Source organism: Methylacidimicrobium tartarophylax, assembly GCF_902143375.2.
Lineage (GTDB): Bacteria > Verrucomicrobiota > Verrucomicrobiia > Methylacidiphilales > Methylacidiphilaceae > Methylacidimicrobium > Methylacidimicrobium tartarophylax.
In genome coordinates this window covers 14,686-30,756 of sequence record NZ_CABFVA020000073.1, presented here as the reverse complement: position 1 = coordinate 30,756, position 16,071 = coordinate 14,686, and the positions used below count along the sequence as shown (strand labels likewise).

General features: G+C 61.0%; 13 protein-coding genes and 1 tRNA gene. 6 read left to right on the top strand and 8 right to left on the bottom strand.

Going from position 1 to position 16,071, the window contains the following annotated elements; all coding sequences use genetic code 11:
• Positions 1-93 precede the first annotated feature (93 nt).
• A complete protein-coding gene (gene merR / locus MAMT_RS06820) occupies positions 94-600 on the top strand; it encodes a mercury resistance transcriptional regulator MerR (protein WP_246186571.1) in 507 nt (168 codons plus the stop codon).
• Positions 601-860: 260 nt separating this feature from the next.
• Positions 861-1,367: a DUF1697 domain-containing protein gene (locus MAMT_RS06815; protein ID WP_142660239.1), complete on the top strand. Its 507-nt coding sequence runs from the start codon at positions 861-863 to the stop codon at positions 1,365-1,367.
• A gap of 88 nt (positions 1,368-1,455) precedes the next feature.
• On the opposite strand, the gene MAMT_RS06810 is transcribed toward MAMT_RS06815, so the two are convergent.
• Positions 1,456-1,543: transfer RNA gene (locus tag MAMT_RS06810), tRNA-Ser, on the bottom strand.
• Between the two features lie 653 nt (positions 1,544-2,196).
• Here MAMT_RS06810 and MAMT_RS06805 point away from each other — a divergent pair.
• Positions 2,197-3,015: a hydrogenase expression/formation C-terminal domain-containing protein gene (locus MAMT_RS06805; RefSeq protein ID WP_246186570.1), complete on the top strand. Its 819-nt coding sequence runs from the start codon at positions 2,197-2,199 to the stop codon at positions 3,013-3,015.
• Between the two features lie 6 nt (positions 3,016-3,021).
• Here MAMT_RS06805 and MAMT_RS06800 read toward each other — a convergent pair whose 3' ends face one another.
• Positions 3,022-4,152 (bottom strand): DUF763 domain-containing protein, encoded by a 1,131-nt coding sequence (locus MAMT_RS06800; protein ID WP_142660237.1) that lies wholly within the window; start codon positions 4,150-4,152, stop codon positions 3,022-3,024.
• Positions 4,153-4,414: 262 nt separating this feature from the next.
• Here MAMT_RS06800 and MAMT_RS06795 point away from each other — a divergent pair, with 262 nt between their 5' ends.
• On the top strand, positions 4,415-6,007 hold the full coding sequence (locus MAMT_RS06795) for a DEAD/DEAH box helicase (RefSeq protein ID WP_142660236.1): 1,593 nt from the start codon (positions 4,415-4,417) through the stop codon (positions 6,005-6,007).
• A 16-nt stretch (positions 6,008-6,023) separates the two neighbouring features.
• Here the strand turns inward: MAMT_RS06795 and pgm are convergent, their stop codons facing one another.
• The 3 genes from pgm to MAMT_RS06780 form a co-directional block, all read right to left on the bottom strand.
• Positions 6,024-7,667, bottom strand: a complete 1,644-nt coding sequence (pgm, locus tag MAMT_RS06790; RefSeq protein ID WP_142660235.1) for a phosphoglucomutase (alpha-D-glucose-1,6-bisphosphate-dependent) — start codon at positions 7,665-7,667, stop codon at positions 6,024-6,026.
• A 109-nt stretch (positions 7,668-7,776) separates the two neighbouring features.
• Positions 7,777-8,631 (bottom strand): formyltetrahydrofolate deformylase, encoded by an 855-nt coding sequence (purU, locus tag MAMT_RS06785; protein WP_142660234.1) that lies wholly within the window; start codon positions 8,629-8,631, stop codon positions 7,777-7,779.
• A 114-nt stretch (positions 8,632-8,745) separates the two neighbouring features.
• On the bottom strand, positions 8,746-10,422 hold the full coding sequence (locus tag MAMT_RS06780; protein WP_142660233.1) for a Na/Pi cotransporter family protein: 1,677 nt from the start codon (positions 10,420-10,422) through the stop codon (positions 8,746-8,748).
• Between the two features lie 281 nt (positions 10,423-10,703).
• Here MAMT_RS06780 and MAMT_RS06775 point away from each other — a divergent pair, with 281 nt between their 5' ends.
• Positions 10,704-12,164: a cellulose synthase family protein gene (locus MAMT_RS06775; RefSeq protein WP_142660232.1), complete on the top strand. Its 1,461-nt coding sequence runs from the start codon at positions 10,704-10,706 to the stop codon at positions 12,162-12,164.
• Here the strand turns inward: MAMT_RS06775 and MAMT_RS06770 are convergent.
• Positions 12,124-12,858, bottom strand: coding sequence for a phosphopantothenoylcysteine decarboxylase domain-containing protein (locus MAMT_RS06770; protein ID WP_178086979.1), 735 nt, complete (start codon positions 12,856-12,858; stop codon positions 12,124-12,126). The two genes, MAMT_RS06775 and MAMT_RS06770, sit on opposite strands and share 41 nt — an antisense overlap.
• Before the next feature lie 20 nt (positions 12,859-12,878).
• Here MAMT_RS06770 and lipA point away from each other — a divergent pair, with 20 nt between their 5' ends.
• A complete protein-coding gene (gene lipA, locus MAMT_RS06765; RefSeq protein WP_142660230.1) occupies positions 12,879-13,751 on the top strand; it encodes a lipoyl synthase in 873 nt (290 codons plus the stop codon).
• Positions 13,752-13,836: 85 nt separating this feature from the next.
• On the opposite strand, the gene secY is transcribed toward lipA, so the two are convergent.
• Entirely contained in the window at positions 13,837-15,333 is a 1,497-nt protein-coding gene (gene secY / locus MAMT_RS06760; protein WP_142660241.1) for a preprotein translocase subunit SecY, read from the bottom strand.
• Between the two features lie 287 nt (positions 15,334-15,620).
• The gene (gene rplO, locus MAMT_RS06755) at positions 15,621-16,064 is read right to left on the bottom strand and encodes a 50S ribosomal protein L15 (protein WP_142660229.1); all 444 of its coding nucleotides are present in this window, start codon (positions 16,062-16,064) and stop codon (positions 15,621-15,623) included.
• Positions 16,065-16,071: the final 7 nt, after the last annotated feature.

The window sequence follows — 16,071 nt, the reverse complement described above, 5'->3', positions numbered from 1 at the left end:
ACAGCTCCGGTGGAAAACCGGTACCGCGCCTCGCATCCAAGCCCATTTGCGGCGCCTCGGCTACGAAATTTGCGGGAAATGGCGGCTAGCGGCATGAAAAACAGTGGGGAGAAGCTGACGATCGGCGGTTTTGCCAAGGCGGCCGGGGTCAACGTGGAGACGATTCGGTTCTATCAGCGCAAGGGCCTGTTAGTGGAACCGGCCAAGCCTTACGGCAGCGTTCGCCGCTACGGCGGTGCGGATGTGGTTCGGGTCAAATTCGTGAAGTCGGCTCAGCGGCTGGGATTCAGCCTGAATGAAATTGCCGACCTGCTGCGACTCGACGATGGCGCCCATTGCGAGGAAGCCGGCAGTCTGGCCGAGCAGAAGCTCAAGGAAGTGCGCGAAAGGATCGCCGACTTGGCGCGGATAGAAACCGTGCTTTCCGAACTCGTGTTCGCCTGCCACTCGCGGCAGGGGAATGTTTCGTGTCCGCTGATCGCAGCACTACAGGACAGGGCAAGCTTGGCGGGATCTGCACCATCCCATCGGTCCCCGGGGAACAAGCAGGCGAGTGCAGTTCCTCCACCGGCACAAGGTCGGGGTCATCCTAAACAATAACCCAACATCCGCCGGAGCGGACACCGCGGCACGGATGGGCAGAGGTTCGTCGGTGCCATTCATCGCCGACAACGATCGAGCCGAAATCGTCTTACACTACTGTGGCCCGAGCTAAATCGCGAGCCCGGCGATTTTATGGAGGAACTGAGCACGGAGAGTGTCACGATCCACGAAGCTCTGCCAGCCTGCACGAGATGCGCAAAACGACACTTCACCACTCCGGGCGACTCTCCAACCTCGAGAACGAGCAATAGGCCCGGATGCCCTCTTATGTCGCACTGCTGCGCGCCGTGAATGTCGGCAGGACGGGCAAGCTGCCGATGTCCGAGTTGAAGGCGATCTGCGTCGCCGCAGGCTTCCGAGGGGTTCAGACCTATATCGCCAGCGGCAACGTCGTGTTTTCGGCCGACCAATCCGAGGCGCAGGTAAAAGTAGTGCTGGAGGAACGTCTGAAGTCCTATGCGGGCAAGCCGGTGGGTGTGATCGTGCGCACGGCAAACGAGATGCCGGAGGTTCTAGCCGCCAATCCTTTTGCGGAAGCTCCGCCCAATTGGACCTACGCCATTTTTCTGGACGCCCCTCGGCCCGCCAACATACTCGATGGGATCAAGCACCAGAAGGACGAAGAGGTCCGCTTGGGCAAGCGGGAGATTTATGTGGCCTATAAAGAGGGCGTGGGCCGCTCGAAGCTCAAGATTCCGATTGCGGCGAACGGCACGGCACGGAACATCAACACCATCGCGAAGCTGGCCGACCTCGCGGCCTAGACAGGAAGCGGCTCCCATCCGGCTCGCGAAATTGCCGAAGCGTTTCTCAAAAGAAAATGACTGCGCAGTAGACACTCAGGGAGTGAAATGGCGGACAGGGTGGGATTCGAACCCACGAACCCTTGCGGGTTAGCGGTTTTCAAGACCGCCGCAATCAACCGCTCTGCCACCTGTCCCTCTTCGGACTGCAGCCTTTCGAGAACCACCCGAGCCTGGTTGCTGCCACGAAGAGAGTACGTTTGAGAGGGTGGAACCACAATCGGGATTTCGTTTTCTGCCTGGGCCAGCCTGCATGTCTCACAAAGTTCGTACCCGAGGCACGGCGGATGGGCCTGGATGCAAGGCGGGCCGCAGGTTTTCCCCCGGAGCTGGTTGACGACATACTGCACGGAGGGAAAAACCAAGGCGCAACAAAGCAGACAGGTCCATTGCGCAAGCCGCAGGAGAATGCTTGGGAGAGAGGCAGGCTAGGTTCACGGAAAAGGCAGGTCGGCGACCCCTACGGGAATGTTCCGGTCGGGATTTGCCGACCAGCTAGGAAATGCGATTATGTTTTATAAGCAGATCCCTGTATCTATCGAGAGGAGATTTGCCTAAAACCGTGCAGCTTGCCGCCTCTTCGAAATTGCGTTAAGATTCCAAAGTTTGCCAACTTAGTGCTAAACGGTGAAACGCCACTTCTCTAGCGCCTATTTCGTTCCGCCTCCAGGCGCGTGGGCTCATGCCCCCGCCGGACAGGAGGCCGGTAACTCTCCTCTTCGTGAGGAGAACGGGATCTCTTTTCTCGCCATACTGCTTTCCCACTATGCACTCCCCGAGAAGATCTCCCTTGGCGGCAACGGAAGCGGGTAAAAAGACAACTTTCCCCTTTCCGCCGTCGAAGCTTCAAAAGCCGAAGCAAAAGACTTCGCCCCCGCTGCCAAGGCAGTCATTCGTCAGCTATGCGCCTCGCATCGAAGGGGTGCTGCTGACGCTCGAACGGGCGCTGCTGGGCCAGCGCATCTGGGAGCCTCCTTGCTCGATCCCGCTTTCGGGCCTCGACCCGGACGAAGAGGAGCTTCTGCTGGGGATCCTTGGAGAAGGCAGCTCTGTTGTGGAGGCTCCGGGAGAGACGGGGCAGACCGCGATGGCGACCATGCTGAGTGGCGTCTGGTTTGCCGAGAGGAAAACGGAAGCGGATCGTCTCACGCATACGATCGATGTAGGGGTGCTGCTCTCTTTTGCCGTGGATCGGTTGGCACATCTTCCCTCCCTGAGGCTTCCTCCGATGTCGCTCTCGTCGGAGTCCGTTGCCGTTTCCGCCGTGCTCCAGGAACTGGCCGAAAAAGAAAATGAGTGGGAGCGAGAGGCAGCACCCCGGGAAGTCAACTTGCTGCTTCACCCGCTCTTCCCGCTCGATTACGAGCGGCTCGCCGCCTTTCTCGGTCAAGCGCCCCTTCTCTGCTGGCAGGAGGGCCGCTGCCGCTGGTGGTTCCTTGCCACGCAGTGGCGCGACATTTGGCGGATCGAGGTGCGCACCACGAAAGGAAAAAGCGTAGCTTCGCTTCTCGAGGTCGGCCGCTACCCCGCCGCCCTCACGTTTCCGCCCTCCGCCTTCGCCGTGGGCGCTCGTCGCGTACGACGCCTCGTCCAGCTCTACGGAGAGTAGAGGTGGTTATCCGCCCAGCCGAGCGAGCCGCCGTAGTGCTTCGATCCTTTCCGTGCGGCCGAGCCGGGCGCTTCGCACGGCATCGGTCACGACGGCGATATCCTGCTCGTAGAGCCGCCGATCGACCGGAAACGGATGTCCGTCCTTGCCTCCGTGCGCGTAGGCATAATCGGCCCATCGACCGGAGCGAGCGGGATCTCGGCGAGCAATCGGAACCCCATAGATGAGCTCGGCCGTCAGCGCCAGGCTCCGGATCGCCTTGGGACCTACTTGCGGCGTTCCAAGGAGCGCCTCGAAGTCTTGCGGAGCCCTTCGGTGGGCGGCCGCGACGATACGGCCGAGTCTCGCCAGATCGACGTCGATCGGCAGAAGGACGTGGCGCATGGGTGCGAAAAGAGTCGGCCCTTCCACGCCGGCCCGCAAGGTTTCCAGGAAACGCTCCGGCTCCTCACGAATCAGAGCGGCACTTGCGCTCCGATTGGGACCCGCCTCTTGGGCGACCATGTTGAGGAGACCTTCGGAGGCCGGATGCCGATCTTCTGTGGGAGCGGCGGCAAGATCCTCGATCGCCGCATGGGGTTCGCAGACAAAGTCGGCGACGGATTCGCCGATCCAGTGGTAGCGGCGCGCCATGCGACTCCGCTCGTTCATTCCTTGTTGAACGACGCACCAAGCTCCCTTGGGCGTGAAGAAAAAGCTATGATGGTAGAGAGCGTAGCCATCCTGCACGGCGGCCGAGTCGACCTTCGCACTCATCCGGGAGGCGTAGACAAGCCTTTCCCCCTGGCTGATCCCCAGCCGATCGGCGGAGCGGGTGATTTCCTCAGGAGCCTTCCGGCTTGTCGCGCCTTTCCCGCCGGCGACCACGATCCCCAGTTCCGGACCGTAGGCCCGGTAGGCTTCCTTTAGTGCTCCGCAGGTCACCGTCGTCAGTCCGGAGGAGTGCCAGTCAAAGCCGAGCAGACAGCCAAAGGCTTGAAACCACCATGGATCGGCGAGACGACGGAGCATCTCTTCTGAGCCATGTTCCCCAACGATCGCCATCACGACGGCACCGGCCAGTCGCGTCATCCGATCGAAAAGGGCGGCAGGAGCCTTTCCGTTGTGCAGCGGCAGCTCGGCCAAAGCCCGTTTCATCCGAGGTCTTCCGGAAAGACGCCCGTTCCGGGCCGGAGGCCAAAGCGCGGGCCGGAGCGGGGATCTCCTTTCCCTCATGATTTATTCCCTTGAGCAAGGAATGAAAAGAGCCGAACGTGATTCGTGATTTCTTTTGCGATTTGCCGTCCGGCTTTCTGCTCCTTGCCCGCTTAGCCCGCATGTCTCACAAAGTTCGTACCCGAGGCGGGCCCACTTCCCAGGACGCCGGCGCAATGTCGTGAGAACCACGGGCTAAGGGCCGATGCGCAATCTCTACGGGAAAAAGATCGACCTCTATCCCTGGCAGGAGGAGGCGCTGGCGCGCGTGCGGGATCGAAGTGCCCTCATTGCGGCGCCGACCGGCAGCGGGAAGACGGTGATCGCCTACCGATGGGCGGAGATCGGGGAAGAGCGGCGCAGGCGGGTGATTTTCACGGCCCCGATCAAGGCGCTCTCTAACGAACGATACCTGGAGCTCCGCGCACTCTTCGGGGAGGAGATGGTGGGGATTCTCACAGGGGATGTGAAGCGCAATCCGGAAGCACCCCTTCTCTGCATGACGCAGGAGGTCTACGCCAATCGCTTTTCCCGCCTGCCGCATCAGCGCGTCATCGTGGACGAGATCCATTACATGGTCCACAATCCGGATCGAGCCCGGGCGTACGCCGAGGGGATCGCGGGGACGCACCCGGAAAGCGATCTGCTCTTTCTCTCGGCGACGGTCGATGCCCCACGCTTCCTCGAATATCTCTCGCGGCTGGCGGCTCGCCCTCTCGAGCTTATCGAGCAGAACCGCCGACCGGTTCCCATCCACTATCTGGATCGGCAGCCTTCCGAGCGAAAACTCTGGGAGAAGTTGGCTCCGGTGCTCGTCTTTGTCTTTTCCTACAAGGGGGTGATGGGGCTGGCGGGAGAGCTCTACCATTCCGCCCAGGGACGGATAGGGCGGCCGGAGCGGGAACGGATCCGGGAGCTGGCGAAGCGGTACCGGGTGGATCGGCCCGATCTTCTCCGGTTGGCGACCGGAGGGGTGGCCATCTATCACGGCACGCTCCTTTATAAGGAGAAGCTCTTCGTCGAGCGGCTCGCTCGGGAAAACCTGCTTCTTGCCGTTGCAGCCACCGATGCGCTTTCCTTGGGAATCAACCTTCCGGTGAGAACGGTCCTTTTTGCTCAGCTCGCACGGTACATCTCGGGTCCGGTGACCAAGATGGAGTTTTTGCAAATGGCGGGACGGGCGGGACGGCCCAACCTGCAGGAGGCAGGCTACGTTGGTTTTTTGGAGACGCGCTTCGAGGCGCGGGGGTTCGATACCGAACGGCTCTTTCGGACGCTGAAGAAGAAGAGCCTCGAACCGCTGCGCGTCCGTCCTCTTCCGTCGATCAAGCGGATCCTAAACCAGACGCCGATCGAAGAAGAACTCGAGCGATTGACGACCCTCTCCTTCCCTTCCCTCCATCCGCAGGAGCTTCTCGCCTTTCAGCGGATGGTCGAGCTCTCGATGGACGAGATCGAACAGAGCGCTCGCCTGCTGCATAAACGGGCGAGAGCGGGCGAACGGCTGCTCGAGGTCCTGCGGCGAATCTACTTCGATGAGTTCTCGGTTTCCGAAAACCTCGGGCTAGCCAAGATGCTCGTGCTGGAAGGCAAGATCGACGCCCGACAAGAGATCCGCCAGATCCGTGGACGGGTGCGGAGCGAGGGGGAGGCGCTGAAGGAACTGCTCCAATTCCGCCGCTTCCTTCATCTCCTCGACCCCGAAGAGGTTGCCGGGGCGGATGCGCTGGAGCAGGCGATCGTCTGCCTCGACGAGTTCGTGCTCCATCCGGAAGCGCTCGAAGCCTCGCGGCTCTAGGCGCAGCAGGCTCCGGCTATCCGGCGAAGAGCTTCGCCAGCATCGCCCGGGCTTCGTCCTGAATCCGGCGGAGATGCAGGACGTTCCGAAAGCTCTCGGCATAGAGCTTGTAGACCTCTTCGGTTCCCGACGGGCGGGCGGCGAACCAGCCATGCTCACTGATCACCTTGATTCCGCCAATGTCTCCTCCCGAGGGAGCGCGATTGAGCACGGCCGTCACGGGATCACCGGCGAGGGTTGAGATGGCGACCTCTTGAGGAGAGAGCGAAAGGAGCTTTTCCTTCTGCTCGTGCGTGGCCGGGGCATCGATCCGCTCGTAAAACGGATTCCCGAGCTTTCCGGTAATCTCTTGATACAAGACGCCGGGATCCTTGGAGGTTCGCGCAGTGATTTCGGCAGCCAAGAGGCCAAGGACTATGCCGTCCTTATCGGTTGTCCAAGGAGTGCCGTCTTTCCGTAAGAGGGTCGCGCCGGCGCTTTCCTCTCCGGCGAATCCTAGAGCTCGGGAGAGAAGACCTTCGACGAACCATTTGAAGCCGACCGGCACCTCGAAGAGGGGCCGTTTCGCGGCTTGCGCCACCCGATCGAGAATGCCCGAGCTGACGACGGTCTTCCCCAAGGCGGCCTCGGGCTTCCATTGCGGGCGCGAGCCTCCGAAAAGATAGAAGGCGGCCACGGCAAGAAAGTGGTTTGGATTGAGCAACCCGCAACTCGGGGCGACGATCCCATGACGGTCATGATCGGTGTCGCAGCCGAAGGCGATATCGAACTGCCGGGCCCGACCGATCAGGCCCGCCATCGCGTAGGGAGAGGAGCAGTCCATCCGGATCTGGCCGTCCCAATCGACGGTCAGAAAGCGGAAGGTGGCGTCTACTCCCTCGTTCAAGACGGTTGCGTTCAAGCCGTACTTCTCAGCGATCGGCTTCCAATAGTGGACTCCCGCACCTCCCAAGGGATCGATGCCGATTCGGACCCCGGAGGAGCGAATCGCTTCGCAATCGATGACCGAGGAGAGGTCGTCGACGTAATGGTGGAGGTAATCGTGTCGTTTGACTTGGGCGGAGCGGAGGGCCCGCTCGTAGGGCATCCGGCGAACTTCCGCGACGCCTCCCTCCAAAATGGCATTCGCCCTCTCCTCGATCATCCGGGTCACTCCCGTGTCGGCCGGACCGCCATGGGGAGGATTATACTTAAACCCTCCATCGGTCGGGGGGTTGTGGGAGGGGGTGATCACGATCCCATCCGCCTGCCCCGACCCGGAATCGCGGTTGTAGGTCAAGATGGCATGGGAGATCACCGGGGTCGGAGTGTAGCCGAGCTCGGGATCGATGCGAACCTCGACGCCGTTGGCCGCAAGGACTTCCAGAGAGGTCGCAAAAGACGGCTCGGAAAGCGCGTGGGTATCCTTCCCTAGGTAAAGCGGCCCGGAGATGCCCTGTTGGCGGCGGTAGTCGCAGATCGCCTGGCTGATCGCAAGAATGTGCGCTTGGTTGAAGGAGCCGCGAAAGCTCGATCCGCGATGACCCGAGGTTCCGAACTTGACCCGCTGTTCCTCAACCTTCCCGTCCGGCGACACCTCGTAGTAAGCGGAGACGAGCTTTGCCAGATCGGTGAGAAGCGAGGGAGGCGGAAGTTTGCCGGCGAGTGGGCTGATCTCCATACGGGCTCTCCATGTGGTGTAGGGGAATGCCTCCCGGAAGGACGAGGCGCTCCTCCTCTCTTATCGAGAGGGTTGGGTCCAGTCAAGGCAGATGGTGCGAGGAGAGCAATCAGGCAAAGACGACCGTCTTTTGGCCGTAGACGAGGATCCGGTTTTCGATATGCCATTGCACGGCCCGGGAAAGAACGATCTTCTCCAGGTCTTGTCCCTTTCGCACCAGCTCCTGAACTCCATCCCGGTGGGAGACACGGACGACGTCCTGCTCGATGATCGGTCCGGCGTCCAGGATTTCGGTCACATAGTGACTCGTGGCACCGATGAGCTTGACTCCACGTTCATAGGCCTGGTGGTAGGGTTTCGCACCCGAGAAAGCGGGAAGAAAGGAGTGATGGATGTTGATGATCCGGTTGGGAAAGCGAGCCACCATCGTCGGAGAGAGAATCTGCATGTAGCGGGCGAGTACCAAGAGATCGATGCGGTTCTCATCTAAAAGCTCGATCTGGCGGGCTTCGGCCTTTTCTTTTTGTCCGGAGCAAACCTCGACCTGATGGTAGGGGATGCCGCAGCTTTCCGCGATCCACCGCCCGTCGGGGTGGTTACTCACGATCAGGGGAATCTCGCAGCCGAGCTCTCCTGCCCGGTAGCGGTGAATCAGATCGACCAGGCAGTGGGTTTGGCGGGAGACGAAGACCGCAACCCGAGGCCGGTGGGAAGATGAAGCAAGGCGCCACTTCATCCCCAAGCGCCGGGCGATGGGATCGAAACGGGCGGCGATCTCCGAGAAATCGAGCGCAAAGCCCGCCAGGTCCCATTCGACGCGCATCAGAAAGAGGCCGAGCTCGGCATCCTGGTGTTGATCGGCATGGAGGATGTTGCCTCCGTGCTCGAAAAGGAAATGGGCGATCGCGGCAACCAGACCCTTTTGGTCCGGACAGGTAATCAAGAGAACGGCGCTTTTGGACATGGTCGGAACCTCTTTCTTCGCCAAGGGCTGGCCGGCTACGTTTTCTTCTTTTTGAGCGAATCTCTCAGAACAACAAGGAAAAAGGCACCGCAAAGCTCTTCCGACAGTCGACGGCTACCTCGCCGGCGAATCCGCATCGGTTACCGAGCGTAGCCGGCTCGGCAAAAGCTCTCCCTCCCTTTCGAGAATGGGATAGGCAGCGGAAGCCACGACCTGACCGTTGATTCGCTTCAACTGTCCCACCACCTTGACGTAAAGCGCTCCCGCTGGATCGTGGTCTCCCGGGCTTGCACGCATGCGTTCGAAATGGGCGGCGGAGGCGGATGCTTCGAGGCTCCGGAAGGACTCCTTTTCCAGCGCCAGGGTCCGCGCGGTTTCCAGGTCGGGCGTGACGAAGAGGGAAGAGGCCATTCGCAAGTTTGAGAGAATGCGCTCGATGATCGAAGAGAGCTCGACCTGCTCTCCCGCTGGGAAGACGAGGTTTTTATGGATGCGTTCCGCCGCCAATCCTTGTAGCTCCTTCTCGGCGAAGCCGGCAGCCTGCTCCAGGCTGGAGGAAAAGAAGAGAATGTCCTGGAGCCTGACCCGTTCCGCCTCGTTCATGAGGTCACGGTCCAGACCACTGAGATAGCTGCGAATCGCCCGATGGATCTTGTCCATGGCGTCGGCGGTTCGCTGGACGGAAGAGAAATTCTGCCGGTCTCCCTTGAGGAAGATCTCCCGAAACTTTTCGAGCACGATCTTCAAGAGATCCACTAGGCGAAGCGCCTCGCGCGCAGCGCTTCCCAAGGCGACCGACGGCGTTCCGAGCGCAGCCGGGTCCAGGTAGAGAGGTTGACGGAGATCCTCCTTGTCTTTCCGCTCCGGCAGCCAGGCAGCCAAGAGCCGCCCGTAGCCGGAGAGCCAAGGAAAGAAAAGGAGAGCAAGAGAAAGGTTCAGGAAGGTGTGAAAGTCGGCGACCGCCCGCGCCGGACTTGGCTCCCAGGCTTCCAGCCAAGCAGTGACTTCCGGCAGAAGGAGGAGGCCACCCAAGACACCGACCAGACGGTTGAACAGGTTGCCGATCGGCAGGCGGCGAAAGGCAGGATCCCTGCCGGTTGTCCCTTCGAATACAGGGTTGATCGCCGCTCCCAGGTTGGCGCCGAGAGTCAACGCAAACGCGGCGGGGAGCGAAACCACTCCTTTTGCCGCAAAGGAAGCCGCAAGAAGAATGGCGGCGGCGCTCGAATGAGCCGCCCAAGCAAAGGCCGCCGCGCAGAGGGCTTCGAGCAGCGGTTGCCGAGAAACGGTCCCGAGAAGCTCCCTCAGCCCTGCGGACTGCGCATAGGTGTCGGCAAACTCGACCATCTGGTGGAGCGACAGCAGGATCAAGCCTAATCCGATAAAGACGCGGCCCAGATCGTGGGCCGTTGTATTGCGCGAGCGGAAGAGGAGAAGTCCGGAAAAAATCGCGGCGGGAGCAGCGGCAAACACCGGAAAGGAGAAGAGCTGTACGATGAGAGTGGTGCCCACGTTGGCTCCCAACATCACCGCCAAGGCCGGAACCAGACCGACGACCTTCTTGGCGACGAAGCTGGTTGCCATGAGGGCGGTGGCCGTGCTGCTCTGGAGCAGGGCCGTGATCAGAATACCGGCCAGAAAGGAGCGCCAACGGCTGCAGAGAGCTCTTCCCATCAGAAGTCGAAGCCGAGCGCCGAACGCGCGCTGCAAGCCCGTGCGCACCATCCGCACTCCCCAGAGGAGCAGGGCGGCCAGCCCGGCGAGATTGATGAGAGCATAGCCCAGTTGCATTGGGGGAAAACCCGAGGTTGCGAGTGTCGCCTCCCGATTCAGAGTGCTCTATGAGCCACTGCGGGAAGCGCGGCAACTCCATTCTGCATGCCGGCGGCTCTTGGGAGCTTCTCGTCCGCGCACCCGCGGAGGAAGGTTTCTCTTGATCCGGGCAGAATGATCAGAAATGATTCGGCGCCTTCCCGTCTCCGGAAGTAAACCGTCTGGATCGGGGCGATGGGCGCCCTGCGACGGCAGGCGGCGGAGTGGCGCGTCTGACGCCGGAAGATCTGCAGGAAGCTATGATTTGGGCCATCTTGTTGGTGCTTGCCGTTGCCATGATGCCCCACGCAGCGCATCGCCTTTCTCTTTTGATTCGGCTTCGCCGTCTGCGGTCCGAACCGTGCCCTCCTCCGGTGAACGGAGACTGGCCCAGGATTACTGTGCAGCTTCCGATCTACAACGAGCGGTTCGTCGTCGAACGGCTGCTCCGTTCGGTGGCTGCTCTCGACTATCCGCGGGATCGGATAGAGATCCAGGTGCTCGACGATTCGACCGATGAGACGACCGAGGTGGTGGCACAAATCGTCGCGGAGTTGCGGCAGGCGGGCGTCTCCGTGGAGCATCTGCGCCGCCCCGCACGCGCCGGCTTCAAAGCCGGGGCGCTTCAATACGGCCTAAAACGGGCCCAAGGGGAGCTTGTGGCAATTCTGGATGCCGACTTTGTTCCTTCGGTCGACTTTCTCCGGAAGGCCGTCCCCTATTTTTTTGACCCTCGCGTGGGAATGGTCCAGGCTCGCTGGGGTTTCCTCAATCGAGAGGAAAATCTCCTCACCCGCTGCGAAGCCCTCTTTCTCGACGGCCATTTTCTCCTGGAGCAGGCGGTTCGCTCCAAGAGCGGCCTTTTCTTCAATTTCAACGGAACGGCCGGTCTCTGGCGGAAATCCTGCATCGAGGATGCGGGCGGTTGGGACGGCGAGACGCTTACGGAAGATCTCGATCTGAGCTATCGGGCACAGTTCCGTGGTTGGCGCTTCGTTTACGCGCCGGAAATCGTCGTGCCCAGCGAGCTTCCGGCTCCCCTCACCGCATTTCGCACGCAGCAGCATCGCTGGGCAAAAGGAGCCATTCAGACCGCCCGACGTCACCTGCCTGCGCTTCTTCGTGGCGCTTTCCCGTTGCGTCACAAGATCGAAGGCGGCTTCCACCTCCTCTCCCATACGATTCATCCTCTGGTGGCAGCCTTGGCTCTCCTCAATCTCGCCGTTCTCCTCGCTCCGTGGAGATCCTCATCTCTGCAACCGATGGTCTCTTGGTCTTTCACCTGCCTTTCCCTCTCCTTTCTCCTCTATCTCTTGGCGATCCAACGCCTGGATCGCGGCAAGCTCGGCGCAAGCGACTGGCTTTTGCTGCCGGTCTCCCTCGGTCTTTCCCTCGGCATGAGTTTTGCCAACACCCACTCAGTGGTCGAGGGGGCGCTCAATGTCCACAGCAGCTTCGTCCGCACCCCGAAGCGGGGGGACTGCGGCGCGCGACCGCTCGGCCGCTCCTACCGGGCGAGACACGGCTGGGGGCTGCCACTGCTCGAAATTTCCGTCGCGGCGGCTTTTCTCTGGGCACTTGTGGCGGCTTGCCGGCATGGCTTGTGGTTTGCCCTGCCGGGCTGCCTCTTGCACCTCTTCGGGTTTGGCTTTGTCGGAATCGGTACCTTCGCGGCGATCCTCAAGGAGAGGCGTCTGAGCACGGCGGTCGCCCTCGCCTAGCCTGCTCTTGGTCCCACCGAACAAGCTGCGCGAGAAGAAGCTTCGCCAGACTTTCCCGGTCTTCGGCGGCCAATAGCGCTCCGCTGCGTGCCAGGAGGCCGAAGCCCGTTCCGTAAGCAGGTCCGTTGACCACGCAGAGATCGGTACGCGCATCGACCATTTGCCTCTCCCCTCGGGCGATGGCGGCGGCTCGGTCTCCTTCCACCTCGAATTTCCAACCCGCCAGGAAGGCGTGCGCAAAAAGCTCTCTTAGCTTAGGCAGCAGCTTGGGAGCGGGAACCAGCGTGAGCAGGCAGGAAGCATCGCTGGGGATTTTCCCGGAACGGAGCGGCCGACCCGCTTGGTCTTGAATGATGCCTACTCGAAAATCGGAGAGAGCGGCCGCATGAAAAAGCGCGTCGATCGGCCGCCCTTGCGCAAGGATTTTCAGCTCCCGCGCGAGATCCTCCGCAGTGGTGAAGGGCACGATGGGGAACGCAGGAGCCGATACATAGGCCGAAGCGCCCGTACCTCGGAAACAGCACACCTCGTGCCCGGCATCGGCGAAAACCGAAGAGAGAAAGAGGCCAAGAGAGCCGGTCGAAACATTCGTCAGACGCCGGACCCGATCCAACGGTTCAGAGGAAGGCCCACAGGTGACGACGATCCGCACGATTTCACCTATGCGGCGAAAGGAGTCTTGCGCCAAGGGCAATCGTCCTTCATGTAGGGGAGATGGAATGTTCTTCGCCAGCCCCCGTCTGGCCGACGGATCGAAAGCCGCCATGGCTCCGTGCCAAGATCCCTTCCGGTCCTCGGTATGGCGCGGTGCAGAAGCTCGTTGCGGAAAATCGGCTGCATACCGTTTGCGAAAGCGCCCACTGTCCCAACCTGGGAGAATGCTGGTCGAAGGGCACTGCCACTCTCATGATCCTGGGAGAGACCTGCACGCGCAGCTGCCGGTTCTGTGCCGTGCAAACCGGTCGTCCGAGCGGGGTGGATTGGGACGAGCCGCGAAGAGCGGCCGAAGCCGTTGCGGCCATGGGGCTGCGCCACGCGGTCTTGACATCGGTGGCGCGCGACGAGCTTCCGGATGGGGGAGCCTCGGTGTGGGCTGCCACGATTCGGGCGGTGCGGGAGCGCAATCCCGCTACCCGCATCGAAGTCCTGATTCCTGATTTCCGTGGAAAACGAAACGATCTTCTCTTGGTCCTCGCCGCCAAGCCCGACATCGTCAACCACAATGTCGAAACCGTCCCTCGCCTGCAGCGGCTGGTGCGCCCGCAAGCCCGCTATGAGCGGTCCTTGGAGCTGCTTCAGAGAGTAAAACAGGAGGGCTTTCCCGCAAAGACCGGCTTGATGCTCGGCATCGGCGAGCAGGAGGAAGAGATCGCTTCGACGCTCACGCAGATTGCCGCCCTCGGCGTCGACATCCTCACCCTGGGCCAATACCTGCGGCCTTCCCTCAACCATCTACCCATCGATCGTTGGGTGACACCCCAGGAGTTTTCCTCTTGGAGGGAGTTCGCCCTCCAGCTCGGTTTTCGCTTCGTCGAGTCGGGGCCGCTCGTGCGCAGCTCCTACCATGCCGAGGAACAGGTGATCTAACCTGCATGTTTCACAAGCTGCGGGAAAACGCTTGTGAGACATGCAGGCTAAAGGACTCCCTTCCTCAAGAAGAAGCGGTGGACGCTCAATGCTTGGCGAGCGAGATCGTCACTCCCGCGATCACCAGGAGCCCGATCAAAGCGTAGAGCCAAACCAGAGTCCCCTCCTGTACCGGGCCGGTGCGGCCGGCAGGACCAAAGCTAGAGCGCCCTCGGATCTTCCCGCGCTTCAGGAAGCCGTCATACCGGCGCTGGAGAAGATGGGTCTCGGTCTGTCGCATCGTGTCGAGCATGACGCCGACCACAATCAGAAGACTCGTTCCGCCGAAAAACTGGGCAGTGATGGCCGGGATACCCAAGAGGCTCTGGACGAGCATCGGCAATACCGCCAATGCCGAGAGAAAACCCGCTCCGGCCAGTGTCAACCGGGTCATGGAGAAATCGAGGAACTCTGCCGTAGGCTTCCCGGGACGAATCCCGGGAACAAAACCGCCATGCTTCTTTAAGTCGTCGGCAATCTGAACCGGGTTAAATTGGGTCGCCACCCAAAAATAAGAGAAGAAGAAGACCAACAGCACGGTAATGCCGTAGTAGAGGCCGCCGGCGGAGAGAGAGGTTGCAAAGCGCGCGGCGGCGGGCGAATTCGGGAAGAGAAATCCGATGATCGTCGAAGGAAAAAGGAGAAGCGCCTGAGCGAAGATGAGCGGCATCACGCCCGCGTAATTGACCTTGAGGGGCAAGAAGGTGCTCTGTCCCCCGTAGACGCGATTACCGCGCACCTGCTTCGCGTAGTGGACGACGATCTTGCGCACCCCTTGGGTCATGGCGACAGTGGCAGCAACGACTCCGAAAAGGAAGACAAGAAGGAGGGCCACCAGCAAGGGGCTTGATGCGGAAATGCTTGAGGGGGAGACGAGTTTCGACCACGCCTGCAAGAGCGCCGCAGGGAGTCGAGCCAAGATACCGATGGTGATGATCAGGGAGACGCCGTTCCCGATGCCCTTGTCGGTGATCTGCTCTCCCAGCCACATGAGCAGCATCGTCCCCGAGGTCAGGCTCAGCACGGTGATCAACCGAAAAGCCCAGCCTGGGTCGGGGACCAAGGGAACGCCCAGCCGTTCGATGACCGAGGTGATCCCGTGAAGAAGTGGGATGCTTTCGGGATTTTCAAAGCCGACCGCTAGTAGATACCCCTGAAAAATACAGAGAAAGCCCGTGAGGATGCGGGAATACTGCGTCAGCTTTTCCCTTCCGCCCTCCTCGCGGGCTAGCTTTCCGAGGACCGGAAGGACCGTCGTCAGCAGCTGAATCATGATGCTTGCGCTGATGTACGGCATGACGCTCAACGAGAAGAGCGCGCAATTCTCCAGCGCACCACCGCTGAAGAGGTTGAGCATCCCAACCACGGAGCCTTGCGCCTGCTGGTCGATTACCGTGTGAAAGTATTCGCTCAGCACGTTGGGGTTCACGCCGGGACAAGGCACGGCAGAGCCCAAACGCACGACGACAATCACCGCTAGGGTAAAAAGGATCCTTTGGCGCAGCTCGGGGATCTTAAAGCAGTTAACAAAGGCGGAAAGCATCGTGTTCTTCTCTTTCGCAGACTCGTCCGACACCTAGTCTGCATTTCTCACAAGCATTCTCCTGGGACTGACCGTGCGGGCCGACCAGCTTCGCCCTCAATGGGTTTTCCATCCTTGCTGTATGTCTTCCTACAGCTCCGGTGGAATACCGGCAACCCCTCTCGCGTCCATGCCCATTTCCGTCTCTCGGGTACGAACTTTATGAGCAATGCGGGCTGGAGACTCTTCGGAGATGCCTGTGCCGGGCTTCGCTTCTATCCCTCGCCCCGCTCGCGGGAGCAGAGAGACTAGGAAAGGATCTCGATCTTTCCTCCGGCCGCTTCTATCTTTGCCCTCGCTGCGGCGCTGACGGCGTGGACAACGAGAGTGACTGCGCGGGCGATCTCACCATCGCCCAAAATCTTCACCCCGTCCCAATGGCCCTTGACGAGTCCCGCCGCACGCATCGCCTGCGGCTCGATGCGATCGCCCGGCACCTTCTCCAGATCGCGGAGATTGACCGGAGCATAGACGGTGGCGAAACGTGCATTGTTGAATCCTCTGCGAGGCAGCCGTCGGATCAGAGGCATCTGCCCCCCTTCAAATCCGATCCGAATACTTCCCCCGGAACGGGCCTTTTGTCCCTTGTTTCCCTTTCCGCTCGTCTTCCCATGACCCGAACTTTCTCCGCAACCGAGGCGTTTTCTCCTGTGCCGGGCCCCGGGTCTCGGGTGTAAATCATGCAATCTCATACGTACT

Excerpts from the sequence above, each read along its gene's own strand:
- MAMT_RS06800 (WP_142660237.1), bottom strand. The coding sequence starts at position 4,152 with ATGAAACGGGCTTTGGCCGAGCTGCCGCTGCACAACGGAAAGGCTCCT.
- pgm (WP_142660235.1), bottom strand. The coding sequence starts at position 7,667 with ATGGAGATCAGCCCACTCGCCGGCAAACTTCCGCCTCCCTCGCTTCTC.
- MAMT_RS06815 (WP_142660239.1), top strand. The coding sequence starts at position 861 with ATGCCCTCTTATGTCGCACTGCTGCGCGCCGTGAATGTCGGCAGGACG.
- merR (WP_246186571.1), top strand. The coding sequence starts at position 94 with ATGAAAAACAGTGGGGAGAAGCTGACGATCGGCGGTTTTGCCAAGGCG.
- secY (WP_142660241.1), bottom strand. The coding sequence starts at position 15,333 with ATGCTTTCCGCCTTTGTTAACTGCTTTAAGATCCCCGAGCTGCGCCAA.
- MAMT_RS06780 (WP_142660233.1), bottom strand. The coding sequence starts at position 10,422 with ATGCAACTGGGCTATGCTCTCATCAATCTCGCCGGGCTGGCCGCCCTG.
- MAMT_RS06775 (WP_142660232.1), top strand. The coding sequence starts at position 10,704 with ATGATTTGGGCCATCTTGTTGGTGCTTGCCGTTGCCATGATGCCCCAC.
- rplO (WP_142660229.1), bottom strand. The coding sequence starts at position 16,064 with ATGAGATTGCATGATTTACACCCGAGACCCGGGGCCCGGCACAGGAGA.
- lipA (WP_142660230.1), top strand. The coding sequence starts at position 12,879 with ATGGAATGTTCTTCGCCAGCCCCCGTCTGGCCGACGGATCGAAAGCCG.
- MAMT_RS06795 (WP_142660236.1), top strand. The coding sequence starts at position 4,415 with ATGCGCAATCTCTACGGGAAAAAGATCGACCTCTATCCCTGGCAGGAG.
- purU (WP_142660234.1), bottom strand. The coding sequence starts at position 8,631 with ATGTCCAAAAGCGCCGTTCTCTTGATTACCTGTCCGGACCAAAAGGGT.